The organism is Streptomyces lincolnensis, assembly GCF_001685355.1.
Lineage (GTDB): Bacteria > Actinomycetota > Actinomycetes > Streptomycetales > Streptomycetaceae > Streptomyces > Streptomyces lincolnensis.
The window spans coordinates 5,387,168-5,411,108 of sequence record NZ_CP016438.1 but is presented as its reverse complement, the minus strand read 5'-3'; the positions used below and the strand labels follow the sequence as shown (position 1 = coordinate 5,411,108).

Here is a 23,941-nt window from a genome sequence, read left to right as displayed (position 1 = left end):
GATCTTTGAACGCTCGCTGACACTAGGTGTTGCGGGTCAGGACGTTGGTGACGGCGCATAGTGGTGGGCAAGGTTGGTGGCGAGGTCGCGGAGGTGAGCCCTGGCTTCGGTGGGGTCGTGCACAGTGATGGTGCTCCCGAACGGCAGTAGTGCTCGCACGTCCTCCAGATGTAGGAAGCGGATTGTTACCTTGTGGCCGGTGGCGGATTCTTCATGGTCGTCCCGGACGAGTCGTTGGCCAAAGATCCGTTGCGCTCGCTCGATCTGGGTCTGGTCGATGGTGGCGCTTACCTCTATCGCATGGTTGTGTTCCCACCGATCAATGAGCGCTGCGGCGACGGTGGCCAGGGTCTGGCTCTCGCGGATCCGTCGTGGCTGGTCGACTTCTTTCCACGTCGTGATCCGTTCGAGTCGGTACATCCGCGGCACTTGGGCACAGTCGGCGACGAGATACCAGATGCCGGCCTTGGCGAGCAGTCCGTAGGGATCCACGACCAGGTCGCGTGGGCATGACTCGCGTGGGCTGTCGTACTCGATCCGTAGCCGACGACCTCGCCGCACTGCGCCGATCAGCGAAGCCGGAGTCGTGCCGGAAGCTCGTGCCTGGAGCCAGGGACGGCTGTCCACGTGCACCACGTCGGTGAGCGGCAGGAGCTCATGAACTCGACGCGGCTGTGTAGCGACGATCTTGGAGAGCGCCCGCTGGCTTTCGACGGATGCGTTGAGCTCCGCACGTTGCTTCTCATCCAGCCCGGTGAGCGACAGATGATCACGCTCGCCCGGCGTGAGTCGCGTGAGGTCGAGCCCGGACCCGGGCAGCATGGCCACGCCTCCGAGGCGGCCCCGTTGTGCGGTCACCGGCAGACCGGCGTCGCGGAGCCAGTTCAGGTCCCGGGTGATGGTTCGAAGGGACACCCCGAGCGCCGAGGCAAGTTCCTGTGTGGTCACGGCATCCCTCGATGCGAGGAGCAGCATCAGGGAGAAGAAGCGATCTGGGGTCACACACCGATCTTTTCAGGAACTGCGACACGATGCGTCGCATATCCCGGTCAGGCTGGTGGATGCGTACCTCCGACCTGCGAAAAGGAACAACCATGACCACATCCGTCGTGTCCATCGTCTACGTGAACGACGCTCCCGCCGCAGCTCGTTTCTACGGCGACCTCCTCGGCATGAGCCCCTCGTTCGAGACTCCGGGATACATCACCTTCGACCTCGGGCCAGGCGCTGACCTCGCTCTGTGGTCTGACCAGTTCGAGGATCTGTCACCGGATGTCCCGCGCACCAGTGAGGTGTGCCTGGCCATCGACGGTGGGCCCGACGAGCTCAACGCGATCTTCAAGCAGTGGCAGTCCAAGGGCGTCACGATCCTTCACGAGCCTCATGATGCGGGGTTCGGGCTGACCTTCCTCGCAGCCGATCCTGACGGGAACCGTATCCGCGTCGCACCGCGGGGCTGAAAGGCCACAACGCGGCAGGCGCGCACGACAGGTGTCGCGCCTGCCGTTGTCTGACATGGGATCCAGGTGCAGGCTGGCCGGGACGGCGGAGCGGCCACAGGCGGCCCGGGTGTCCACAGCGTGCCCGGCCGGCGGTCGCTGGGGGTGCGGACCTCCAGGGAGCGGGCAGGGGATGGCACTTTGCCGAAGCGCGGGGTGTGGTACTTCGGCGCTACCTTGCCGGAGTTCGTGCGGCAGGCGGAGCCGGGTTCCACCCCGCAGGTGGGGCTTTGCGACAGCGGAAGGTGGTGTGAAACGGACACCGGGCCACCGCCCGCCGAGCGTCGCAATATGGACCGTTTCTGCGCCGGGCGGCGGGAAAACGGGCGTCCACCCTCACGACCCTCTCAGCCCAACTCCCTGCGGCCGGTGCCGCCCGGGAGGGAGGATCACCCCCATGAGCGCGCGCGAACTCAGCATCATCTGCGATGCCTGCAAACTCCCTGTTGACGACGAGGAGGGGTACGTCTGGATCGACTACGGAGAGATCAACCGATACGAGACCGCATTCCGTGCCTGGGAGGAGGAGACCGGGACCGAGCTTGTCCCCGGCCGGAAGGTTCGGAGCTTCATGGACGTGTACAACGGCCCCAAGCGGGTTCGCTGGCAGGCCCACCACAAGGCGTGTGACCCGGATGCCGGAGCCGGTTCCTACACGATCGAGGCTGAGCGACTGCGTACCTGGGCCGACCTCGCAGAGTGGACCGCTCAGCTAATGGGCCTGCGCTGGTTGAGCGGTACGGACTGGTCGGACGTGCTGCGGTCCGCAGCGCACGGCACCGGGCTACGCATCACCCCGGTGGCACCGCCAACGCTCAACGCGTAAAGGAGCCGTCAGCCGGACGACCTCCCCACACTCTGGGCCACTGTCGGCTGTGGCGGGCATCCTGGGCGTCGTGATCGTGACGTACCCGCGCCGCACCTGTCCCGTGTGCCAGCGGCCCATAGCCATCCCGAACGGCAAGTTCGCCCGCTACGACCCCGAATGGCGCGCACCGGGCTGGCCGCTGGTCTCCTGTACCGGCTCCATGCGCCTACCCCCGCTGGGCAGGGAACAGCCGGTGCTGTTAGAGCCTGAGGACCGGGCCGCGCCGGTCGCTGCGCAGCTCGGCTTGTTCACGGACGGGTGACCGGCTCGGCAACTCCGCTCCGTTCCGCCGGCCGTTACCGAGCGGAGCCGCCGCGGCGGTCGTTCCGCGCGACGCAGCCGGTTGGATGGGTCGGGTGACCCAGGTACGGGGGTTGAGGACGTACGCCAGGCGTTACGTAGCGGAAGGCGTGCGCAGCGGTGTGCGGCCAGCCTCGATGGCTTCTGCCGCCTCCTTCTCGTCGTAGATGAAGGTTCCTTCGCCGCGGCAGTCGTCGCACCTATCCCAGACGAGCTCGGGTTCATCGTCGTCGGTGCCCCGAATGACTTGCACAGACCCGTCGCCGTCGCATTCGTAGCAGGTGAACTCGTACTCGCCGGGTACCAGTTCCATCTGGTTGTCCCTCCCCAGGAGCCTGTGTGGACTGTGATCCTAGCCAGCTGCTGAGGTAGTTCGTCGCGGAACATACAGACGCACGATCTGACGCCGATGTTCCTCAAGCCCCGGTGGGGTCCCGGGGACGCCGTACCGAAGGAGACCAACTGTGGCTGAGTGCCTGACCGTTCTGATCACGACCGACGCCGCCGAGAAGGCCCAGGCTCTGGCCGCAGCGCGGTGGAGGCCAAGGTGGCGGCCTGCGCGCAGATCGATGGGCCGATCACCAGCGTGTACCGGTGGGAGGGGGCAGTGCAGACGGACCAGGAATGGCGCGTGCTGTACAAGACGACCGCCGAGCGGTACCCGGAGCTGGAGGCGCACATCAAGCAGGTGCACGACTACGACTCGCCGGAGATCATCGCCACCCCGGTCACACACGGCAGTGACGCCTACCTCTCGTGGGTGAGCGAGGAGACGGCCAAGGGCTGATCAGGCGGCGAGTGCGGCCCGGATGTCCTCGGTAAGGTCCCGCGCCGCACTGTGCTGCTGTGGCAGCAGCGCGGCCATGGACGCCAGGCGCTGGCGGCCCATGGTCGTGGGCGTGGTGGTCGCGGCGTCCACGAACCGGCGCCCGACCTCCATGCCCCGGTAGTCGTCGTCCCCCAGGTGCGTCAAGGCGTCTTCGCCACCCGGCCCAGGCCGGGGTGGCGAAGCTGTGAGTACGTGGAGACCGTTAGGGAGTCCAGGCGGGGCCGCTGGTAGAAGCGAATCCACGCCTGTTCGGCGTCGGGGTTGGCGTAGTCAAAGGCAGTGGTCGCCCGGTCCAGGGCGCGCACCGCGCCCTCCCGTCGGATGACCGACACCTCCTCACAGACCTTCTCCCCGATGTCGGCCCGCTCTATCGCCTCGGCGATGTCCACCCCGTGCAGGCCCGCGTTGCAGGGGCCACTCCGAGCCACCTCCGTCCCGAGTTGTTTTGCAGCCGCTGAGCCCTGCTCCGTGTGCTCCCGCAACCGCGCCCTTCCAGCCAGTGTTCGCTCCCAGAGCTCGGTGGTCCGTCAGCCGCCAGGAGGAGCCCTCCACGCCTCCAATCCGGCTCCGTGCCCATAGCGTGCCCATAAGACCGGTGAACCACGGTCAACTACGGTGCGAACGTGCGCTCCCAGGCGTCACGTCGGAGTACGTATGCCCAGGTCAGAGGCTATCCGGTCCCCCAAGCGCCGACGCTTCCCAAGCTGAGAGCGCGAGTTCGATTCTCGTCACCCGCTCCAAAGAGAAACCCCAGGTCAGTGGCCTGGGGTTTGTTTGTTGTCTGGTCGTTAAGCGCGCAAAGGTCGACCAAGTCGCGTAAGCAAAACAGCAGTTGTCAGGCGCGCCAGTGCCGCGCCCTGGACGAGGGTGATTCACCCTCGTCCAGGTGCACGGTCCGGCAACGGAGGCTCAGTGCGCGGCGCGGCGGGCCAGCGCCCCGCGCGAGCGGGTTACCAGCGCGGCCAGCAGGGCGGCGCCGAGGGGCACGGCCACCAGGAGGGCGGCGAGCGTCTCCCAGGGGACGACGATCGGCACGTACGGCGGGGCGTCACCGGCGCCGCCCCAGCCGTTGTCGAGAGCCTCCTGGTAGGAGCGCATCTGCTGGCGCCCCTCGGTCAGCCGCAGCCCGACCGCGGGCAGGACACCGGCCGCCGAGCCGAGGACCACACCCATTGCGGCGATCACACCGCACTGGAAGCCGCTGAGCGTGCGGCGCACCCGGGGCGGGGCGCCGACCGCGGCGAGCGTCTTGAGATCGGCCTCGGCGTCGGCCTGGGCGAGACCGGTGGCGATGCCGGCCGCACCAATGGTGACCAGGCCGGCGAAGACGGTCAGCGCGAGCAGGACGAGCCCGTTCTCGTCGACCCAGCCCTGCTCCACGGTCAGCTCGACGTCGCTGCCGAGCTTGGCGATCTCGGCGTCGAGCTTCTGCCGCTCCTCGGTGCTGGGCATCCGGTCGGTACTGAAGAAGGCGCCGAGGGGGACGGTGGTCAGTCCGGCGGCCTTGGCGGCGGCGGGGCTGAACACGCTCTGCAGTCCGTAGGAGTCGGGCGAGCCGGGCACCTGGTAGGCGGGGAGGGACTTCAGCTCGCCCGGGACCGGCTTGTTCTGCTCGGCGGCGCGGTCGGCGGCCTCCGGGTCGGTGATCAGCTTGATGCCGACGGTGCCGTTCCGGTCGACCTGGGGCTTGTGGAAGCTGAGGAGCTTTCCGTCGGCGAGGGCCTTGGCCGCGCCCGGGTCGTCGATGCCGAGGACCTTCAGGAGCGGGGCGTCGGCGATGAGGAGACCGCCCTCGACGTAGACGCCGTTGCCGTCGCGCGAGAGGCAGCGCCAGTCCTTGGCGAGCGCGCGCCGCTGCTCCTTGGTGTACTTCTCCGCCGGGTCGGAGCCGTCGGGGGTGCTGACCCACAGCGGGCACTCGTTGGCCGGCGGGGTGACGACCTCGAAGCGGCCACAGCCCTCGCCCTCGCCATACGGGGCACAGCCGGGCTTGCCGACGGCGATCCGGAACACGTCGGCGCGGACGTCGACGGGCAGCGTCCGCTGCACGGCGTCGCGGACCTCGGGGACGTCCCGGCCGCCCTCCTCGGTGACGAGCGCGGCGACGGCCCCGTGCGGCAGGCTGGCCCGGTACTCGGCCACACTCTGGGCGTCGCTGCTCGCGGCGTACGTCGAGACGGCGACGGTGCCCGCGACGGCGGCCAGGACGGCGGCGACGGCGGGTGCCGTACGGCCCCGGTTGCGGACGGCGTCCCGCAGGGCGAGGCGCGGCGAGAGGGGCAGCCAGCGGCTGGCCCGGCCGAACAGGCCGACCAGGGCGGGCGTCATGGCGACCACACCCAACTCGGCGATGGCCGAGCCACCCGCGACCAGGACGAACTGGTCGGAGACGACCGAGCCGTACAGGGCGATGGCCGCGCCGAGCAGGACGGCGCCGAGGCCGATCAGCGGCAGCACGCGGCTGCTGCGGCGCACGCCGCGACGGCCGGTGAGCGAGGCCAGGACGGTCTGCCGGGAGGCGGTGACGGCCGGGACGATCGCGGAGAGCAGGCCGGTGAGGACGGCGAGCGCGGCGATGGCGAGCAGTTCCAGCGGCTTGACGGTGAAGCCGCCGAACCGCTGCCCCATGTAGTCCTCGATGAGCGGCCGGAGGGCGAAGGTCAGGATCAGGGCGAGGACCGTGCCGACCAGGGCCGCCGCGGCGCCGATGACGAGGCCGCCGCTCAGCATGATGGCCCGGATGTGGCTGCGGGCACCGCCGTTGGCGCCGACGAGGCCCAGCTGGCGGCGGGAACGACGGGCACCGACGGCGAAGGCGGGACCGGCGAGCAGGCAGATCTCCAGCATCGCCAGGCCGACGACCGTGCCCACGGCGGCGAGCGCGGCGGCGTCGGCGGCCCCGCTGCTCTCGTAGTTGGCCCAGCCTTCCTTCTGGTAGAGCGGCACCTCGGAGTCGGCGGGCGGGTCGAGGGCCACGGCGCGCGAGGTGACCAGGACGCCCTTGGCGTTGATCGCCTGGACCGTGTTCCACGTGAAACCACCGGACTTCTTCACCAGGTAGGTGGTGGAGACGTCGGGCTTCGGCAGTCCGGCCTTCTCGACCGCCTTGGCGTACGGCGCGAGGAAGGCCCCCGGCAGGGCGTTGACCTGCTGTGCCGTGAGGTCGCTGGGCAGCTCGTACGAGCCGCTGATCACATAGGTGCGGTCGAAGCCGCGAGCGGTGAGGGTGGAGCCGACGGACAGCCCGCTGCTCTCCAGGAACCGGGTGGTCGCGGCGATCTCGTCGTTCTTCTCGGGGAAGCGGCCCTCCTGCAGCCGCATGATGCCCCGGGCGACGGGATCGGCGGCGGCCAGCTCACGGACCTCGGCCTGGAGCAGACCGTGCCTGGTGGTCAGCTTGGCGCTGCCGCTGCTGTCGGTCAGCACCGTCGAACCGGCCGGGATGGTCTTGGTGACATCGGTCGGACCGTCGGGCCAGGACTTGCCCGGCGAGTCGTAGTCCCCGGCCGGGTTGTGCTGCTCGCCCTTGGGGTCCTGCAGGATGGCCACGCCGGCCATTCGGGCGTCGGAGAAGCGAGCGTCGGCGGCACCCAGGGTGCGCTCCATCCGCTGCGCGGGGGTGAGTTCGGCGCTGCGGAGGGTCAGGTCCAGGGCGCTCACGCCCAGGATCGGCAGCGCGATCATGGCGAGGACGAGGAAGCTGCGGCCCTTGGAGCGCCAGGCGTCGCGGCGGGCGATGCGGACCGCGGCCCGCCAGGAGTGGAACCAGGTCGTCACCGCTGGGCCGCCCGGCCGGTCAGGAGCGAGTCGGCGTCGCTGCGTAGGGTCTGGTCGACGACGGCGCCGTCCCGCAGGAAGACGACCCGGTCGGCCCAGGCGGCGAACCGCGGCTCGTGGGTGACCATGATGCCGGCGGCTCCGGCGTCGCAGCGGGAGCGCAGCAGGGCCAGCACGGACTCGCCGGTCTCGGAGTCGAGGGCGCCGGTGGGCTCGTCGGCGAGGACGAGCCGGCGGTCGCCGACGAGGGCGCGGGCGATGGCCACGCGCTGCTGCTGACCGCCGGACATCTCGTCGGGGAACCGGTCGGCGACATGGCCGAGGTCCATCTCGCCGAGGGCGGCGAGGGCCTCGGTGCGGGCCTTGCGGGCCGATATGCCGTCCAGTTCGCGGGGCAGGGCCACGTTCTCGGCGGCGGTGAGGGCCGGGATGAGGTTGTAGTCCTGGAAGACGTAGCCGATGCTACGGCGGCGCAGGGCGGCGAGTCCCTTGATGCCGAGGGCGGTGATGTCGGTGCCCTCGACGAAGACCTGCCCGGAGGTGGGGGCGTCGAGGCCGCCGGCGATGGTGAGCAGGGTGGACTTGCCGGAGCCCGACGGGCCCATGACGGCGACGAATTCACCGGGGTGGACGTCGAGGTCGATGCCGCGCAGGGCGTGCACCTCGGTGGCGCCGGAGCCGTGGACGCGGGTCAGGTTCTGCAGACGCAGCACGGGCTGCTGCTGTGTGGACATGGTTCCCCCCTCGGGCGTACGCCGGCGAACGGCCGGACGTCGGTGCGACGGACGGTCGTTGGCGGCGCCGTGCGTACGTATGGGTCTGGTCGGGTCTTCGGATTCTTCAGGTGGTACGGGTGGGTCGGGTGAATCCGGTGAGTCGCGTGGATCCGGTGGACTCGGTCGGCCCGATCGGCCCTGTGGATCCGGTCGTTCGGGCGCTCAGGGCCGGTCGTGCAGGGCGGACGTCACAGACGGTGGCGTGCGGCCTCCTCTGCCCCGGCTCCCGCCCGCGCCCCCATTCCCGCCACTCCCGCTGCCGCCCCCGGCGAGGCCGGCTCCGGCCCCGCCGCCGGGGCGGTCGACGAGAGACGGATCAGCCGGGACTCGCAGTGGTCGAGCCAGCGCGCCTCGGCCTCGAGCTGGAAGATCAGCTGCTCCAGGACGAGGAGCCAGGCGATGTCGTCCCGCTCCCGTGCCCCGTTCTCCTCCACGGCGGTGAGAGCCTGCGCCTTCAGCCGGGTGTAGTCCTGCATGGCCTTCACGGTGTGCCGGCGCTGGGACTGGATGACGTCACGGATGTCGACCCCGGGCGCCCCGACGGCCATGGCCAGCTTGATGGCCAGCTCGTCACGGGCCGGGCTGGTGCGGTCGACGGGGTTCTCGAACCAACTGCGCAGTTCGACGCGACCGCTGTCGGTGATCGCGTAGAGCGCGTGGCCGGCCTCGTCCTCGCCGTCCTGCACGACCATGCCGTCGCGTTCAAGCCGGCTGAGCGTCGTGTAGACCTGACCCACGTTGAGCGGCCAGGTGGAACCAGTGCGGGACTCGAACTCCGTACGGAGCTGTGAGCCGTAGCGCGGGCCGCGTTCGAGGAGGGCGAGAAGCCCGTGGCGGATGGACATACCGAGTATGTATACCGAGTAAGTCCGCGTGGACAAGCGTCCTGAGGGGGACGCCGGAGGTCCGACTCAAGGGGGACCGGGCCGTCGCGAGCCGCTCAGCGGCAGCGCATCCGCACCCCGAGGAAGCCGATGCCGAGGCCCACCAGAGCCAGCCCTCCGCCCAGTGTGAGCACGGGAATCCGCCGGTTGGAGAGGTCGAGGGGGCCTCGGTGCCGGTCCGGTGAGCGGGCCGCCGGCAGCTCCGCGGACGAGCTGTCGGCGGCCGGGGCGTCCGTCTCGGGTACCACCTCGACCCCCTCGTCCGGCTCCTCGGCGGGCTCCGCCTCTGTTGCCGTTCTGGTACGAGCGGGCTCCACCGGGCTCGTGGAGGACGGCGAGCCGGAGGGGTCGGCCGGTCGGCAGCGCAACCTCGCAGTCGCACGGGGCGGAGCCGAACAATGGGACGAGGCATGCTCGGCGGCAGACCTTGCGGCCGACCTGATCCGTCCCCGGGCCACACTCGGTGTCGTGGCTTCGGAGGTCGCGCTCGTCCGTAACGAAGCGCTCGCGGTCCATGCAAGACTCCCCGCCACCCTTCCAGCGAACCTGCGGCGCGAATGCCTCGACGCTTTCGCGGTGTTGGAGGAATCGCTGGAGGCCGCAGGAGACCGTGGCTCGGCACTCGAACTGAGGAGATGGATCCACAGTTGGTGCAGTTCGCGCAGACCGCCGGCACGACCGTGGTCGCACTGATGGCCACAGAAGCGTGGAGCGCGACGCACGACCGGGTTGTCGCACTGTGGCGGCGTTTTCGGCCGGCCGGCGTCGAGAACGTCGAGGCCGCTCTCCAGATCGGAATCACCCTGCGGACCCGCTCGCCCGCAGCAGTGGCGTTCAGCCCGGACGGACGCACTCTGGCCATCAGCACAGGCGACTCCGTCGGGCTGTGGACCGTCGACCTGCCCGACCCGGCCCGCGCGATCCGGAACACCTGCGAGGCCGTTACGCATCCAGTGTCTGCACTCGCGAGGACACTGCTGGAGCAGACAGCCGAGCGAGCCGAACCCGAGGCATCGGCCTTCACGCTCACGCACGATCCCGCCGATCCGCGGCATCGTGCCCATTGCGTGCCCGTAAGAACGGACAACCACGGTCAACAGCGGTGCGATGCGCCCCCCACGAGCACCTCAAGGAGAAAGTGTATGTGCAGGTCAGAGGCGTAGATCCCGCCCAAGCGCCGTCGCTTCCCAAGCTGAGAGCGCGAGTTCGATTCTCGTCACCCGCTCCACATTGAAACCCTAGGTCAATGGCCTGGGGTTTACTTGTTGTCTGGTCCAATTCGAGGGTGACGTGGAGTTGGGCCGCGGCAAGGGTCACGCCATCATCCACGCCCACCTGTGACCGACCCCGCCTCGTTCTCCTCGCCGCTGGAGCCCGGGTGTTCGTCGCCCCGGTCCACAGGGCGGGCGTGCCGCGAGCACGCCGGAAGCCGTTGTGCGGTGGAGGCCGCAGGCAGGACGCCTGCTCTGCTCGTCCGCATGGCGACAGCCGTCACAGCCGGCGACTGGTGACGTCCCCGCCGGGATCGTCGGCCAGCACGATCGCTGTGGTGATCCGTTTGCCCACGGGTTCGCGGTGGACCGCGAAGCTCTGGCCGACCGCCATGACGATCTCCAGCCCGTGCTGGCCGATCCGCAAGGGGTCGGGTGCGAGGATCGCCGGCGGCGTCGGGTTGCTGTCCCACACGGTCACCTCCACCACGCCGCCACTGACTTCCAGCGTCAGCAGGCACGGGCCGGGTGCGTACTTGCGGGCGTTGGTCACCAGCTCGCTGACCACGAGCTGAACCATCCCCATCGCGCGCCCGGACACCGGCAGCCCGTGCTCGGCCTGGACATCGGTGAGGAAGCTGCGGGCCAGATCCCGGGCGACGGCGATGTCCTCGCTGCCCTCGAACGCCCCCGACACCGAAAGGAGGTTCTCCACCAGAGACCGCCCGCCCTCACTGCCCGCCGTCTGAACCATGCTGTCCCACCTCCCTCCCCTGCACCCGAAGGTGCTGCGACGCCCCTACCCCCGAACCTTCACCTCAGGCGTGCCGGGGCAGTCAGGAGGGTGACGTCTCCGGGGTTCCTTCCCGTCCCGGCGCAAACAGGCTGAGGCATGTGTCACAGCCATGCTGTGCCTGCCGCTTCAGCGGGAAAACGCGTTGGCAACCCAAAAGGAGGCTGACGTGGCACGCGATCGGATCGGACTGGCTGAGGTGCTGGCAGCGGCGGAGGACGCCACGCCGATGGCCTCCCTCGATGTCGTGGCGCGCAACCTGCGCGATCGGTTCGGCGCGCGATACGTGTCGTTCCTGTTCGTCGACGTGGTCGGTCAGCGCCTGCTGCGGGTCAGCGAGGAGGCGGCTACGCGACAGGAGCGCCGCGCCGAACAGGTTCCCTTCGACGACAGCATCTACGACGAGGTCCTGTGCGCCCAGGAAGTGGTACAGGCGCCGGACGGGGAGCGCGGGCAGCGGGTGCTCGCGCCCGTCACCAATCGCGGCGACGCCGTCGGTCTCCTGGAGCTGTTCCTTCCCCAGGTCACACAGGATGTGCTGGAACAGGTGGAAGAGGCTGCGCACGCGTTGGCGTACATCATCGTCACCGACCGCCGGTTCACCGACCTGTACCACTGGGGCAACCGCACCACCTCGGTCAGCCTGGCCGCGGAGATCCAGCGCCAGCTGCTGCCCTCAGCCCCCTCCTGCGAGGCCGCCGAGTTCGCCCTCGCCGCGGCGCTGGTCCCGGCCTCCGACATCGCCGGCGACACCTACGACTACTCCCTCGGCCACGACACCCTGCACCTGTCCATCACCGACGCCATGGGCCACGACGTCGACGCCGCCCTCATGGCCACCCTCCTGGTCAACGCCTCACGCGGCGCCCGCCGCGCCGGGATGGACCTCGCCGAACAGGCCCGCCAGACCCATCAAGCCCTCCTCGACCACGGCAGACACACCTTCGCCACCGGCCAGATGCTGCGCATCGCCCTGGACGGGACCGGCGCCCAGCTCGTCAACGCCGGCCACCCCTGGCCCCTGCGACTGCGCGACGGCACGGTCGACGAACTGCGCCTTGCCGTGAACCTGCCCTTCGGCGTCGCCGCGCACAAAGGCCCCTACCAGGTGCAGGACCTCGACCTGCGCCCCGGTGACCGCCTCGTGCTCTACACCGACGGAATGCAAGAACGCCAAGCGCGGAAGGTCGACCTCCCCGGCCTCATCCTTGACACCGCCGACGAACACCCGCGCGAGGTCGCGCGCAATCTGGCCACCACCGTCACCGATGCCTGCAACGGCCACCCGGAAGACGACGCCACCGTCCTGTGCCTGGACTGGCACGGCCCCCAGTTCGCAGGCCGCGCGCGAACGCCCGGACCGAGATATGCCCAGTCCGCGAGGACGTCACGCGTTCTGCGGTGAAGGCTGTCACCCCTGCATTCGCCAAGCTCACTTCCTTCTTCAGCAAGAACCTGTGAGCCCCTGGCCCCCGCCCTCTCAGCCCGGCGCCGATCAGGCACCGCCCAATGTGCCCCGCCTCTGGCAGGGGGCATGCCTCTTCGGGTGCGCGGTGGGCGAGAACGCGAGTTCGATTCTCGTCTCCCGCTCTTCCTGAAGCCCCAGGTCGCGCCGAGGGCAAGGAAATGCTCTCCTGGAAGGAGCCGCAGGAGAACACGCCGATGCGTCACAGCCGGACTTCCGCCCCAGTAGCCGACCGGTCGGTCGCCCCGACCGGAACGGGTGGAGGGTTGCTGCCCACGCGGGATCTCGCGGCCGCCTGGTTGTTCGTGGTCCTGATCGCGGTGCCCGCCTGGTTGCTGACGATCGGCCAGGCCCGGGACATGGGGGTCGAGCCCGGCACGATGGGGATGGCGCTGCCGCTGTTCCTGCTGCTCTGGGTGACGATGATGGCGGCCATGATGCTGCCGTCCATGGCGCCGGTGGCCATCACCTGGGCCCGGGGCATCGGCCGGCAGTCCTCTGGCTGGGCCCGGACCGCCCGTACCGTCGAGTTCGTCGCCGGATATCTGCTGGTGTGGATGGCGTTCGGGCTGCTCACCTACGCAGCGCTGGCGTTCACCGGCAGCCTCGTCGACGACCACCCCGCGACCGGTCGCTGGATCGGCTCGGTCGGCTTCCTGCTCGCGGGCCTTTACCAACTGGGCCCCCTGAAGACCGTCTGCCTGCGGCACTGCCGCGACCCCTTGGGCCACCTGGTGCGCTACTCCGGCTTCCGGGGGCCGGCGCGCGACCTGCGGGTGGGCCTCCACCACGGCGCCTACTGCGCCGGCTGCTGCGCCGGGCTGATGGTCGTCCTCGTTCCGCTGGGCGTGATGAACGTGGCAGCGATGGCTGGGCTGGCCGTGGTGATCTTCTTGGAGAAGCTGTGGTCCCGGGGCCCCCTGCTCGCCCGCGCCATGGGCGTCGTATTCCTCGTCCTGGCCGTGCTCGCACCCTTCCAGGACTGGCTGCTTCCCGGGCTGCGGGACTCGATGCCGTCGATGGACGACATGTGATCCCTTGCCCGTGACCGGGTTCCCCATGAGGGAAGGAAGGTGCAAGCTGGAAGGGAGACCGTCTCCCGATCCCGGGACCGGGCTCGGCACACACGGTCTCGCCACTCCGAGTGAGCCTCCTGGGGCTCGGCAGGAGGGAAGCGAGATGACAGAACAGGCCACCACTGCGACACGCTGGCATCTGACCGGCGACTGGTTCGATGTGTGCAAGTGCGCCATCCCCTGTCCGTGCACGTTCGCCCAGCCCCCGACCTACGGCGACTGCGAAGGCGTCTTGGTCTGGCACATCCGGGAGGGCAGCTACGGCGACGTCCGTCTCGACGGCCTCAACGTCCTGATGCTCGGCTCCTTCACGGGCAACGTCTGGGCCGGCGAGCACAGCGACCCCTACGCCGCCGTCTTCCTCGACGAACGCGCCGACGAACAGCAACGCGGTGCTCTCGGGGCCGTCTTCGGCGGCGAGGCGGGCGGCTGGCCGGCGCGGTTCGGGGAGATGTTCCACCCCGAGATGCGTGGCATGGACGTCGCACCCATCCACGTCGAGATAGACGATGACCTCGCCGCCTGGCGGGCCGAGGTCCCCGGCCGCGTCACAGCAGCCGCAGAGGCGCTCACCGGCCCGACCACCGCGGACGGCGCGCGTGTCCAGGTCCACAACGCCCCGGGTGCCGAAGTCGGACCGGGCCAGGTCGCCACATGGGGCCGGGCCACCGTCGACCACGCGAATGCATTCGGCTTCTCCTGGGACCGCTCCGGCAAGTCGAGCAAGCACTTCCCCTTCGACTGGAGCGGCCCCGACTGACCCACCCGGCCACACGGACCGGCTCGGGCACAGCCCTGAGCGACCCTCTCGGTCGTCGGCAGCCCGAGATCACCGACCGCATCCCCCACCCGCACGGACTGCTCGAACACCCGCCAGATCCTCCAGATGTACGTCGGCGGCATGCCACAGCGCGACTTCCTGCGCGGCATCGAACCGCTCGGACCAGGGTGCTCCCGCAGCTCCGCGCCGAGATGGCGAAACCATGAGCTGAGCCCCCTGCCGCCACTACGGCTGATACCGCTGCCCCGGAAGAAAGCCAGGAGGTAGCGGAGGAGCGCGACAGGCGCATCCTGGCCCAGGCTTGCTTCATGGCCTTCGCGCACCCGGATGACGGGCACCTCCTCGCAGACCGCAGGGGCCGCTCCGAGCCGGCTCCGTCCCGACTTGTTCGGCCGCCGAGACCTGCTCCATGTGCTCCCGCAACCGTGCGCTGCCGCTCCACGACTAAGGCCCAGGTCATCGACCCGGGCCTTTTGCTGTCCGCTGTGATCACTCGCCGCGTGCCAGATCCGTGCCAGAACGCTGATCGTCTGGAGCAACGTCATCGTGAACGCTGATCGGCGTCCACCCCACCACGAGGTGACCCGAAAAAGGTTCCAGCTCAAGGCAACCCTGAGAGGAGCCTGTGACGACAAGGGAGCGGATCCGGCTTTCCTCCGGTGAACAGCGTGGAAGGAGAACCTCACCCCCATGGACAACCCCACGAGCGGCGGGCGACTCGACCGCCGGTCTTGAACGGGCCGTCCACGAGTCGGCCGCCGGCTGCCCGAAGGCACCCGCCGTACCAGGCCCTCCAAGCCTGCACGAGCCGGCCCGTCGACCCGAGACGCAGGCTTTGTCCGCATATTTTGCCGACGTTAGGGCGAGGCGCCGCACTCGGCGGATCGCTCCTCAGAGGGAAGTGGAATGGCGTTCATGGATGGGGACCACGCGGGGCTGGTCGTCGCGGCGCAGGCCGGTGACGATCGGGCGCGCGAGGAGCTGATCGCCGCGTACCTGCCGCTGCTCTACAACATCGTCGGGCGGGCGCTGAGCGGTCATGCCGACGTCGATGACGTGGTCCAGGAAACCCTGTTGCGCGTGGTGCGCGACCTGCCTGCTCTGCGTGCCCCGGAGAGCTTCCGGTCGTGGCTGGTGTCGATCACGCTCCGCCAGATCAATACCCACTGGCACCGGCAACGCACCTTCGCCGACCGGACCACGGTCATCGACGAGGCGCGCCAGATACCGGATCTCCGCGCCGAACCCGAGGACGTGACGATCCTGCGTCTGCATGTGTCGGACGAGCGCCGCCAGGCTGTCGAAGCCGCCCGGTGGCTCGATCCGGATCATCGGATGCTGCTCTCGCTGTGGTGGCAGGAATGCGCCGGCTCGCTGAGCCGTGCCGACATCGCCGCCGCGACGGGGCTCACGGTCGCCCACGTCGGAGTCCGCCTGCAACGCATGCGCGAGCAGCTGGAAGTGAGCCGGACGATCGTCGCCGCGCTGGAGGCCGACCCGCGCTGTCCGCAGTTGGACGAGACCGTCGTCGGCTGGGACGGTCTGCGTACATCGGTGTGGCGCAAGCGGATCGCGCGGCACACCCGCGACTGCCCGCTCTGCACGGCGACGACGGCGGAACGGGTTCCGTCCGAACGGCTGCTCGTGAGCCTCACGCCGCTGGCCGTCCCTGCCGCACTCATCTCCGCGCTGGCCGCCAAGGGCCTGCTGTCGGGTACGGCCGCGAGCACCACCGGGCTGGCCACGGCCTCTGTCGCCGTCGGCACAGCGACGGAGGCGGCCGGTGTGCACACCTCGCTGATCGGCAAGCTCTACGCGGCGACCGCTCATCCGCTGGCGGGCCTCACCACCGGCGCCGTGCTCATCGCCGGGGGCGCCGCCTACGTGGCCTGGCCCGAACCGGCGCCCCGGGTGCCCGGCGTCACCGCCGCTCCCACGGCCGGCCACTCCACGCCGGCCGGGCCGTCCCCGGCGAGTCCGTCCGCCACCGCCGACGCTGTTCCGCTGGGCGCGCATTCGCTGGAGTCCGTGGATCAGCCCGCCCTGTACCTCACGTATGCCGGCGACTTCGCCACGCTCGGCCCGGTCTCCTCGGCCGGCAGCGCGCAGGCACGGCAGCGGGTCACCTTCACGGTCGTCCGGGGGCTGGCCGACACACGGTGCGTCACCTTCCGCGCCGCCGACGGCCGCTATCTGCGCCATCACTACCTGCGGCTACGGCTGAGCACCGACGACGGCAGCGAACTGTTCCGCGAAGACGCCACGTTCTGCGCGCGCCCCGGGGCGGTCGCCGGGTCGGTGACCCTGCACGCGCACAACTATCCCGGATCGGTCATCCGCCACCGCGACGGTGGCATCTTCCTCGACGGCTCCGACGGCACGAAGGCCTTCGCCGGCCAGGCCTCCTTCATCGTGCGCAGGGCCTGGGCCTGAGTGCCGCACCGCTCATAACGCTTTTCGCCTGAGAGATGCCTCACCGAGCGATCGGCCGGACGGCGCGACTTTTCCGTTACGAGACCGCGCGTTCAGCGGCCTCCTATGCGTGGGGTGCTCTTCCCGCCGCTCACATGACGTGCCGGCGCGTGGCAGGTTCCCCTTCCCCCTTTGACGTATCCCCGAAGAAAGCCCCTCTGATGACGCGACTGACGCGACACACGCACGAACCTCTAGGTGAATCATGAAGGGCCTGCACCGGCTCGGCCGGCGTCGCCGGACATGGGCGATAGGACTCTCGGCCGCGGCGGTGGTCGCCGGTGTCGTGACGATCCTCCCGAACTCCGCCGGAGCCGCGTCACTGGGTACGGAGGCGGCCCCCTCGGGCCGGTACTTCGGCACCGCTGTGGCCGCCGGCAGGCTCGGCGACTCGGCGTACACCGCGATCGCCGACCGGGAGTTCAACATGATCACCCCGGAGAACGAGATGAAGTGGGACGCCGTCCAGCCGTCCCGCGGCAAGTTCGACTTCGGCCCCGCCGACCGGATCGTCGACCGTGCGAGGGCGAACGGCCAGCGCGTGCGCGGCCACACCACGGTCTGGCACTCGCAGCTGCCGTCCTGGGTCTCCTCGATCGGCGACGCGAACACGCTGCGCAGCGTGATGAACAGCCACATCACCACCACGATGACCCACTTCAAGGGCAAGGTCTACGCCTGGGACGTGGTCAACGAGGCGTTCGCCGACGGCGCCGGCGGTCAGCTCCGCGGCTCGGTGTTCCAGAAGGTGCTGGGCAACGGCTTCATCGAGGAAGCGTTCCGCACGGCCCGCGCGGCCGACTCCTCGGCCAAGCTCTGTTACAACGACTACAACATCGAGAACTGGTCGGACGCCAAGACCCAGGGCGTCTACAGGATGGTCAAGGACTTCAAGTCCCGCGGCGTACCGATCGACTGCGTCGGGTTCCAGAGCCACTTCGGCACCGGCGGCCCGCCGTCCAGCTTCCGGACCACCTTGTCCAACTTCGCCGCCCTGGGCGTCGACGTCCAGATCACCGAGCTGGACATCGCCCAGGCATCGCCCACCCACTACGCCGACGCCGTCAAGGCCTGTCTGTCCGTGGCCCGGTGCACCGGCATCACGGTGTGGGGCGTGCGGGACAGCGACTCCTGGCGCACCGGCGAGAACCCGCTGCTGTTCGACAACAACGGCAAGCCCAAGGCCGCCTACACCGCCGTCGTCGACGCCTTCAAGGCCGCCGCCCCCGCTGCCACCGCCGGCGGGACGACCGGCGGGACCGGTACCGGGGAGATCAAGGGCCTTGCCTCCGGTCGTTGCATCGACATCAACAACTCCACCACCGCCAACGGCACCCAGGCACAGCTGTGGGACTGCAACGGACAGACCAACCAGCGCTGGACCCACACCTCCGGCAAGCAGCTGAAGATCTACGGCGACAAGTGCCTGGACGCCAAGAACAAGGGCACCACCAACGGCACCGCGGTGGTCATCTGGGACTGCAACGGCGGCGCCAACCAGCAGTGGAACATCAACACCGACGGCACGATCACCGGCGTCCAGTCCGGGCTGTGCCTCGACGCCGTCGGCGCGGCCAAGGCCAACGGCACCAAGATCCAGCTGTACTCCTGCGCGTCCGTCGACAACCAGAAGTGGACCGCCCCGTCCGGGTCGTCCGGTTCTTCCGGGTCATCCGGGTCATCCGGGTCGGGCGGCACCACGTGCGCGCTTCCGTCGACGTACAAGTGGAGTTCGACGGGCCCGCTGGCGCAGCCGGCGAACGGGTCGGTCGCGCTGAAGGACTTCACCACCGTGACGTACAACGGCAAGCACCTGGTCTACGCGACCACCTCCACCGGATCGCAGTGGGGCGCGATGACGTTCCGTCCGTTCACGAACTGGTCGGACATGGCGACGGCCCCCCAGACCGGGATCAGCGGGTCCGCGGTGGCGCCCAAGCTGTTCTACTTCGCGCCCAAGAAGATCTGGGTGCTGGTCTCGAACGGGTGGGGTACCGCCTGGCCCTTCAGCTACCGCACGTCCAGCGACCCCACCGACCCGGGCGGCTGGTCCGCGCCGAAGGAGCTGTTCACCGGCAGCCTCCCCGCAGGCTCGGAAGGCACCCCGATCGACCCGACCGTGATCGCCGACGACCAGAACATGTACCTGTTCTTCGCCGATGACAACGGCAAGATCTACAAGTCGGCCATGCCGCTCGGGAACTTCCCGGGCAGCTTCGGCTCCTCGTACACCACGGTCATGAGCGACACGAAGGCGAGGCTGTTCGAGGCGCCGGAGGTCTACAAGGTCCAGGGCCGGAACCAGTACCTCATGATCGTCGAGGCGATGGGCGCGAACGGGCGCTACTTCCGCTCGTTCACGGCCTCCAGCCTGAACGGCCCGTGGGCCGAGCAGGCCGGCAGCGAGTCCAGCCCCTTCGCGGGCAAGGCCAACAGCGGTGCCATCTGGACCAACGACATCAGCCACGGTGACCTGGTCCGCACCAATCCCGACCAGACCATGACGATCGACCCCTGCAACCTGCAGTTCCTCTACCAGGGCAGGGACCCGTCCTCGGACGGCACCGACTACGTGAAGCTGCCGTACCGCCCGGGTGTCCTCACCCTGAAGCGCTGACCTGCCGGATCCACGGCGACACGGTGACACGGTGACATACAAGGAGAACCTCACCCCCATGAACAACCCCACGAACGGCGGGCGCCGCGGGCGTCATCGCCGTCGCTGGACCGCCACCGGCCTGGCGCTCGGCGTGCCCGCCATCGTCGTGCCGTACTTCCTGTTCGTACAGGAGGACTCGCAGGCCGCGACGGTCGACGCGGGCGCCTACTACCGGCTGGTTTCCGTGCGCAGCGGCAAGGTGCTGGACGTCAGCTCCTTCTCCACCGCCGACGGCACCCGCATCCAGCAGTGGACCGACCAGAGCACCGCCAACCAGCAGTGGAAGCTGAAGCCCGCCGGGGACGGCTACTACGAGCTGGTGAACCGCAACAGCGGCAAGGTGCTGGGCATAGCGGGCGGTTCGACCGCCCGGGCAGCAGCCGCCGAGCAGCAGACCGACAGCTCCTCGACCGCCCAGGAGTGGCGGATCGACGAGGTGAGCGGCGGCGACGCCGTCACCCTCACGTCCCGCAGGAGCGGCCAGGTCCTGGAGGTCTCCGGGGGCTCCACGGCCCAGGGCGCGGCAGTCGTCCAGTATCCCGGTCACGGCGGCGCCAACCAGCAGTGGAAGCTGGTGAAGATGGCCGGGGCCCCGGCGGCCGGGACCGCCGAGGCGCGGACCAGGGCCGCGTCCGGACCGTACCGGTGGAAGAACGCCCAGGTGGTGGGCGGCGGTTACGTCTCCGGGCTGGTGTTCAACCAGAAGGAAAAGGGCCTGCTGTACGCCCGTACCGACATGGGCGGCGCCTACCGCTGGGACCCCGCGGCCGAGCAGTGGATCCCGCTGACCGACTGGATCGGCGAGAAGGACTGGAACCTGCTGGGCATCGACTCGGTGGCCACCGACCCCGTCGACCCCAATCGGCTCTACCTCGGAGCGGGCACCTACACCAACGACTGGGCGGGCAACGGCGCGATCCTGCGCTCCACCGACAAAGGCCGCACCTTCAAGCGCACCAACCTGCCCTTCAAGCTGGGCGGCAACGAGGACGGCCGCGGGGCGGGCGAGCGGCTGGTGGTCGACCCCGCGAACAACGCCAACCTGCTCCTGGGCACCCGCAAGAACGGCCTGTGGCGCAGCACCGACCACGGCGTCACATGGAGTCAGGTCTCCTCGTTCCCCGTCAGGAACGGGGCGAGCAGCGGCGCCGGCATCGCCTTCGTGACGTACGGCAAGGCCGGCAGCAAGACGGTCTACGTCGGTGTCGGCGACAGATCCACCTCCCTGTACCGCTCCACCGACGGCGGCGGCACCTGGCAGGCCGTCGCCGGGCAGCCAACCGGCCAGCTGCCGCAGCACGGTGTGCTCTCCGGTGACGGCTCGCTGTACGTGACGTACACCGACAACCTCGGACCCAACGGCGTGACGGCGGGTTCGGTGTGGAAGTACACGCCGGGCAGCGGGGCGTGGAAGAACATCTCCCCCTCCCAGGGCGGTTACGGCTTCTCCGGTCTGGCCGTCGACCCGCGCAAGCCGTCCACGGTGATGGTCACCACCCTCGGCCGCTGGTGGCCCGAGGACGAGATCTACCGCAGCACCGACAGCGGTACGACCTGGAAGGCACTGGCCGACAAGTCGAAGCGCAACGCCTCCGCCGCTCCTTACGTCGGCACCCACACCGGGCACTGGATGACCGCCCTGGCCATCGACCCCTTCAACTCCGGGCATGTGCTGTACGGCACCGGCAACGGCATCCTGCGCAGCAAGGACGCCAACGCCTCCGACAGCGGCGGCACCAGCCACTGGAGCATGGGCGCCCGGGGGCTGGAGGAGACCGCGCTGCTGGACGCGATCGCCCCGCCCGGCGGCGCCACCGTCATCACCTCCATGGGCGACCAGGGCGGCTTCCGGCACGACTCCCTGACCAAGGTGCCCTCCGGGCGGCTGAGCAACCCGATGATGACCAACAGCACCGACATCGACTTCGCCCAGTCCAAGCCCGCGCTGATGGTCCGCGTCGGACGTGGCGGCGCGCAGGACGGCGCCTACTCCACCGACGGCGGCCGCACCTGGAACGGCTTCAGGTCGGAGCCGGTGGCCGGTGCCCAGGACGGCCGTGTCGCGCTCGCGGCGGACGGCTCCACCGTCGTCTGGACGCAGGCCGGTCAGGCCCCGTACCGCTCGGCCGACAACGGGGCGAGCTGGTCGAAGGTCAGCGGCCTGGGTACCGACGCCGTGGTCGTCGCCGACCGCTCCTCGGCCAGGACCTTCTACTCACTGTCCGGCGGCACGCTCCACGCCAGCACCGACGGCGGCGCGACCTTCACCGCCCGCGCCCGCAACCTGCCCACCGGCCGGCTCACCGCCGTCCCCGGCATCGCCGGTGACCTGTGGATCGCCGGCGCCGACAAGGGACTGCTGCACTCCACCGACGGCGGCCGTACCTTCACCACGCTCAAGACGGTGCAGTCCGCCTCCGCCCTCGGCTTCGGCAAGGCCAAGCCGGGCACCAACTACCAGGCCCTGTACCTGATCGGCACCGTCAAGGACGTCACCGGAGTCTTCCGCTCCACCGACAAGGGCGCCACCTGGCTCCGCGTCAACGACAAGGCCCACCAGTGGGGCGCCATCGGCAGCGTCGGCGTCATCACCGGCGACCCCGACACCTACGGCCGCGTCTACGTCGGCACCAACGGACGCGGCCTCCAGTACGGCGACCCGTCCTGACCCACACACCGAGCGGGGCCGCAGCCACAACGGCCGGCGGCCCCGCCAAGGCAGAGGGACCCGCGTAACGCCCTGGGACCCCCTTCTGCACGAGCCCGTGCCCAAAGCGTGCCCATAAGGGCGGGCAACCATGGTCAACAGCGGTGCGACCAAGCCCCCACGACGGCGCCCGCACGACGAATCCGAACAGGTCAGAAGCCATGCGGATACCGCTCATCGCGCATCTCGACAAGACTGGCCGCCGAGGATCTCGCGTCAGAGCGGAAGGTCGTCCGGGAGTACCCGGAACGCCTTGTGGCGGCCCAAAGGGCGTACGGCACGGAAGTCACGTCGGTCGAGGGCGAGGATCGCATCGGTGTCATAGTCCGCAGCCAGCGCCACGTTCACCGCGTCGGCGAGGTCGAGGTCCAGCGCGCGGTAACGGACACGGACGGACTGGGCAGCACCCAGGTGATTCTCCGTGATCTCCGGCAGGACGACCCGGCCCCGACCCATCCAGCGCCGGAGGTCGTCGACCGCGCTGACGGCAGCCTCCCGCCCCAACTCGCGTGTGGCCACGTGGTCGAGTTCTGCCAGCAGAAGTGGGGACATGACCAAGAGACCGGCCGCCGTGATCGCCTCATTCGCCGCCGCGTGCTCCGGGTGGGTCGAGTCAAGAGCAGCCAGGAGGCCGGACGTGTCCGCGATGACGATGATCACGAGGCGGTTCCGGGATCCGTCTCGTGTCGGACCGCGTCGACGACCGCGTCACGGACCTCGGCCTTGGACGGCGTACGACCCGACCCCTCGAAGGTCCGTGAGAACAGCGGCTCGTCCCAGACCCGGTTCGCCATGGCCGCGAGATGGATCCCCTGCCGGATGATCTCAGCCTCGCTTATGCCCCTCCGCTTGGCCGCCTCCTTGATGATCGCCAGGTCTTCGGGGTCGGCATAGACGTTCGTACGCTTCATGGACATGTACCAAGGGTAGCCCATGTACTGGATTGATGTATGTCATCGCGGTGCTCCTGGCCGCCACCGCCGCGGCCCTGTCGTATGTCCACCGCGGCACTGCGTATTCCGCCGACGGCCGCGCTGTCGGCGTCAGGCGGCGTCAGGCCGCGTCGATCAGTGCCAGGTCCATCGGTACGAGCGTGGTCGACGCCAGCAGTGCGCGGATCAGGTTGTCGTTGAGCGCGTTGCCCACCGGCTCGCCGAGCTCCTCGCGGGTCAGCCAGGGCACCCCGTCGCGGGACAGCCGTGTGCGCACACCGTTGACCAGGTGCTCGACGCGCTTGTCCGTCCAGCCCGCATGCGGCTGCGACTCCGCGAGCTCGGCGGCGGTCTGCCGCCAGGTCAGCGGCTGCGGCCGGGGCTCGTGCAGCAGGTACCGCCGGCCGAGTACGACGAGGGCGAGCTTCTCCTGTTCGGTCAGCACCCACACCCGGGGCGGGCGGGTGACGTCCCCGTGCCGCGGTACCGGCCGCCGCTCGCCCTCGGGGCCGGTGACGAAGACCTCCAGCAAGTGCTCGCGGCCACGTGAGCCGCCGGCGAACAGCGGCGTGTAGCCGGTGTCGAGCGGCAGTGGCTGCTCGCCCCGGTACAGCAGGCGGCCACCGGCGCACCGGACCGGCAGGCGCCCGGCGTTGCTCACCCACCAGCGGCCGTCCCGGTGGGTGAGCGTGCCCTGGTGGCGGCTGACCTGGGGGTCGTCCTCGCCGAGGCAGACGTGTACCTCGGGCCGGTTGCGGCCGAACAGGACCTCGCGCCCGTCCCCGGGGCCCAGCGTGATGCCGCCGGTCAGTGCGAGCGCGAAGAGGGTGCCGGGCAGCGGCGCCGACGCGCCCCGGGCGAGGCTCCCGTGGGTGGCGGGCAGCAGACGGCCACCCGGAGTGGGCATTCCCC

The 23,941-nt window shown here is 69.8% G+C and carries 23 protein-coding genes and 1 pseudogene; 11 read left to right on the top strand and 13 right to left on the bottom strand.

Annotation, left to right across the window (positions count from 1 at the left end):
* Window positions 1-36: 36 nt before the first annotated feature.
* The gene (locus SLINC_RS24145; RefSeq protein ID WP_067436866.1) at window positions 37-1,002 is read right to left on the bottom strand and encodes a helix-turn-helix transcriptional regulator; all 966 of its coding nucleotides are present in this window, start codon (window positions 1,000-1,002) and stop codon (window positions 37-39) included.
* A 92-nt stretch (window positions 1,003-1,094) separates the two neighbouring features.
* On the opposite strand from SLINC_RS24145, the gene SLINC_RS24140 reads away from it, so the two are divergent.
* Window positions 1,095-1,460 carry a VOC family protein gene (locus SLINC_RS24140; RefSeq protein ID WP_067436863.1) on the top strand — a complete coding sequence of 122 codons (366 nt, stop codon included), beginning with the start codon at window positions 1,095-1,097 and terminating at the stop codon, window positions 1,458-1,460.
* Here the strand turns inward: SLINC_RS24140 and SLINC_RS50455 are convergent.
* The gene (locus tag SLINC_RS50455) at window positions 1,382-1,714 is read right to left on the bottom strand and encodes a hypothetical protein (protein WP_418361230.1); all 333 of its coding nucleotides are present in this window, start codon (window positions 1,712-1,714) and stop codon (window positions 1,382-1,384) included. The genes SLINC_RS24140 and SLINC_RS50455 overlap by 79 nt on opposite strands.
* A 182-nt stretch (window positions 1,715-1,896) precedes the next feature.
* Here SLINC_RS50455 and SLINC_RS24135 point away from each other — a divergent pair, with 182 nt between their 5' ends.
* On the top strand, window positions 1,897-2,325 hold the full coding sequence (locus tag SLINC_RS24135) for a hypothetical protein (protein ID WP_067436860.1): 429 nt from the start codon (window positions 1,897-1,899) through the stop codon (window positions 2,323-2,325).
* A gap of 70 nt (window positions 2,326-2,395) precedes the next feature.
* Complete coding sequence (locus SLINC_RS24130; protein WP_079165153.1) at window positions 2,396-2,629, top strand: hypothetical protein; 234 nt, start codon at window positions 2,396-2,398, stop codon at window positions 2,627-2,629.
* A gap of 132 nt (window positions 2,630-2,761) precedes the next feature.
* Here the strand turns inward: SLINC_RS24130 and SLINC_RS24125 are convergent, their stop codons facing one another.
* Entirely contained in the window at window positions 2,762-2,980 is a 219-nt protein-coding gene (locus SLINC_RS24125; RefSeq protein ID WP_067436857.1) for a hypothetical protein, read from the bottom strand.
* Between the two features lie 151 nt (window positions 2,981-3,131).
* Here SLINC_RS24125 and cutA point away from each other — a divergent pair.
* Window positions 3,132-3,454 (top strand): annotated as a pseudogene (gene cutA, locus SLINC_RS24120) (divalent-cation tolerance protein CutA).
* Here the strand turns inward: cutA and SLINC_RS24115 are convergent.
* The 6 genes from SLINC_RS24115 to SLINC_RS24090 all read right to left on the bottom strand — a co-directional run bounded on the left by SLINC_RS24115 (window position 3,455) and on the right by SLINC_RS24090 (window position 9,250).
* Window positions 3,455-3,640 (bottom strand): hypothetical protein, encoded by a 186-nt coding sequence (locus tag SLINC_RS24115; protein WP_067436854.1) that lies wholly within the window; start codon window positions 3,638-3,640, stop codon window positions 3,455-3,457.
* Complete coding sequence (locus SLINC_RS24110) at window positions 3,637-3,924, bottom strand: hypothetical protein (RefSeq protein WP_152039013.1); 288 nt, start codon at window positions 3,922-3,924, stop codon at window positions 3,637-3,639. Before SLINC_RS24110 ends, SLINC_RS24115 begins: the two co-directional genes overlap by 4 nt.
* Window positions 3,925-4,405: 481 nt before the next feature.
* Window positions 4,406-7,273: an ABC transporter permease gene (locus SLINC_RS24105; protein WP_067436849.1), complete on the bottom strand. Its 2,868-nt coding sequence runs from the start codon at window positions 7,271-7,273 to the stop codon at window positions 4,406-4,408.
* Window positions 7,270-8,007, bottom strand: coding sequence for an ABC transporter ATP-binding protein (locus SLINC_RS24100; protein ID WP_067436846.1), 738 nt, complete (start codon window positions 8,005-8,007; stop codon window positions 7,270-7,272). Before SLINC_RS24100 ends, SLINC_RS24105 begins: the two co-directional genes overlap by 4 nt.
* Before the next feature lie 230 nt (window positions 8,008-8,237).
* Window positions 8,238-8,894 carry a PadR family transcriptional regulator gene (locus SLINC_RS24095; RefSeq protein ID WP_067436843.1) on the bottom strand — a complete coding sequence of 219 codons (657 nt, stop codon included), beginning with the start codon at window positions 8,892-8,894 and terminating at the stop codon, window positions 8,238-8,240.
* 95 nt (window positions 8,895-8,989) lie between these two features.
* A complete protein-coding gene (locus SLINC_RS24090) occupies window positions 8,990-9,250 on the bottom strand; it encodes a hypothetical protein (protein ID WP_225988372.1) in 261 nt (86 codons plus the stop codon).
* A gap of 318 nt (window positions 9,251-9,568) precedes the next feature.
* Here SLINC_RS24090 and SLINC_RS24085 point away from each other — a divergent pair, with 318 nt between their 5' ends.
* Window positions 9,569-10,096: a hypothetical protein gene (locus SLINC_RS24085; RefSeq protein ID WP_067436838.1), complete on the top strand. Its 528-nt coding sequence runs from the start codon at window positions 9,569-9,571 to the stop codon at window positions 10,094-10,096.
* Window positions 10,097-10,424: 328 nt separating this feature from the next.
* On the opposite strand, the gene SLINC_RS24080 is transcribed toward SLINC_RS24085, so the two are convergent.
* Window positions 10,425-10,898 carry an ATP-binding protein gene (locus SLINC_RS24080; protein ID WP_067436835.1) on the bottom strand — a complete coding sequence of 158 codons (474 nt, stop codon included), beginning with the start codon at window positions 10,896-10,898 and terminating at the stop codon, window positions 10,425-10,427.
* Window positions 10,899-11,106: 208 nt separating this feature from the next.
* Between SLINC_RS24080 and SLINC_RS24075 the strand changes: the two genes are divergently transcribed.
* From SLINC_RS24075 to SLINC_RS24050, 6 genes are all read left to right on the top strand, one after another.
* Window positions 11,107-12,342 (top strand): PP2C family protein-serine/threonine phosphatase, encoded by a 1,236-nt coding sequence (locus SLINC_RS24075; protein ID WP_067436833.1) that lies wholly within the window; start codon window positions 11,107-11,109, stop codon window positions 12,340-12,342.
* Window positions 12,343-12,563: 221 nt separating this feature from the next.
* The gene (locus SLINC_RS24070; protein WP_079164692.1) at window positions 12,564-13,436 is read left to right on the top strand and encodes a DUF2182 domain-containing protein; all 873 of its coding nucleotides are present in this window, start codon (window positions 12,564-12,566) and stop codon (window positions 13,434-13,436) included.
* A gap of 145 nt (window positions 13,437-13,581) precedes the next feature.
* Window positions 13,582-14,238: a DUF1326 domain-containing protein gene (locus SLINC_RS24065; RefSeq protein ID WP_067436826.1), complete on the top strand. Its 657-nt coding sequence runs from the start codon at window positions 13,582-13,584 to the stop codon at window positions 14,236-14,238.
* Window positions 14,239-15,165: 927 nt separating this feature from the next.
* Complete coding sequence (locus SLINC_RS24060) at window positions 15,166-16,692, top strand: sigma-70 family RNA polymerase sigma factor (protein ID WP_067436823.1); 1,527 nt, start codon at window positions 15,166-15,168, stop codon at window positions 16,690-16,692.
* Between the two features lie 244 nt (window positions 16,693-16,936).
* Window positions 16,937-19,348 (top strand): non-reducing end alpha-L-arabinofuranosidase family hydrolase, encoded by a 2,412-nt coding sequence (locus SLINC_RS24055; RefSeq protein WP_067436820.1) that lies wholly within the window; start codon window positions 16,937-16,939, stop codon window positions 19,346-19,348.
* Window positions 19,349-19,406: 58 nt separating this feature from the next.
* Entirely contained in the window at window positions 19,407-22,058 is a 2,652-nt protein-coding gene (locus tag SLINC_RS24050; protein ID WP_067436817.1) for an RICIN domain-containing protein, read from the top strand.
* 255 nt (window positions 22,059-22,313) lie between these two features.
* On the opposite strand, the gene SLINC_RS24045 is transcribed toward SLINC_RS24050, so the two are convergent.
* The 3 genes from SLINC_RS24045 to SLINC_RS24035 all read right to left on the bottom strand — a co-directional run bounded on the left by SLINC_RS24045 (window position 22,314) and on the right by SLINC_RS24035 (window position 23,936).
* Window positions 22,314-22,757, bottom strand: coding sequence for a PIN domain-containing protein (locus SLINC_RS24045; RefSeq protein ID WP_067436814.1), 444 nt, complete (start codon window positions 22,755-22,757; stop codon window positions 22,314-22,316).
* Window positions 22,754-23,014 carry a ribbon-helix-helix domain-containing protein gene (locus tag SLINC_RS24040; protein ID WP_067445662.1) on the bottom strand — a complete coding sequence of 87 codons (261 nt, stop codon included), beginning with the start codon at window positions 23,012-23,014 and terminating at the stop codon, window positions 22,754-22,756. The genes SLINC_RS24045 and SLINC_RS24040 overlap by 4 nt, the downstream gene beginning before the upstream one ends.
* 136 nt (window positions 23,015-23,150) lie before the next feature.
* A complete protein-coding gene (locus SLINC_RS24035; RefSeq protein WP_067436811.1) occupies window positions 23,151-23,936 on the bottom strand; it encodes an FHA domain-containing protein in 786 nt (261 codons plus the stop codon).
* Window positions 23,937-23,941: the final 5 nt, after the last annotated feature.

Coding starts and splice junctions, on each gene's coding strand:
- SLINC_RS24140 (WP_067436863.1), top strand. CDS start 1,095: ATGACCACATCCGTCGTGTCCATCGTCTACGTGAACGACGCTCCCGCC.
- SLINC_RS24085 (WP_067436838.1), top strand. CDS start 9,569: ATGGATCCACAGTTGGTGCAGTTCGCGCAGACCGCCGGCACGACCGTG.
- SLINC_RS24035 (WP_067436811.1), bottom strand. CDS start 23,936: ATGCCCACTCCGGGTGGCCGTCTGCTGCCCGCCACCCACGGGAGCCTC.
- SLINC_RS24135 (WP_067436860.1), top strand. CDS start 1,897: ATGAGCGCGCGCGAACTCAGCATCATCTGCGATGCCTGCAAACTCCCT.
- SLINC_RS24080 (WP_067436835.1), bottom strand. CDS start 10,898: ATGGTTCAGACGGCGGGCAGTGAGGGCGGGCGGTCTCTGGTGGAGAAC.
- SLINC_RS24100 (WP_067436846.1), bottom strand. CDS start 8,007: ATGTCCACACAGCAGCAGCCCGTGCTGCGTCTGCAGAACCTGACCCGC.
- SLINC_RS24065 (WP_067436826.1), top strand. CDS start 13,582: ATGACAGAACAGGCCACCACTGCGACACGCTGGCATCTGACCGGCGAC.
- SLINC_RS24055 (WP_067436820.1), top strand. CDS start 16,937: ATGAAGGGCCTGCACCGGCTCGGCCGGCGTCGCCGGACATGGGCGATA.
- SLINC_RS24095 (WP_067436843.1), bottom strand. CDS start 8,894: ATGTCCATCCGCCACGGGCTTCTCGCCCTCCTCGAACGCGGCCCGCGC.
- SLINC_RS24050 (WP_067436817.1), top strand. CDS start 19,407: ATGAACAACCCCACGAACGGCGGGCGCCGCGGGCGTCATCGCCGTCGC.
- SLINC_RS24060 (WP_067436823.1), top strand. CDS start 15,166: ATGGCGTTCATGGATGGGGACCACGCGGGGCTGGTCGTCGCGGCGCAG.
- SLINC_RS24040 (WP_067445662.1), bottom strand. CDS start 23,014: ATGTCCATGAAGCGTACGAACGTCTATGCCGACCCCGAAGACCTGGCG.
- SLINC_RS24125 (WP_067436857.1), bottom strand. CDS start 2,980: ATGGAACTGGTACCCGGCGAGTACGAGTTCACCTGCTACGAATGCGAC.
- SLINC_RS24070 (WP_079164692.1), top strand. CDS start 12,564: ATGCTCTCCTGGAAGGAGCCGCAGGAGAACACGCCGATGCGTCACAGC.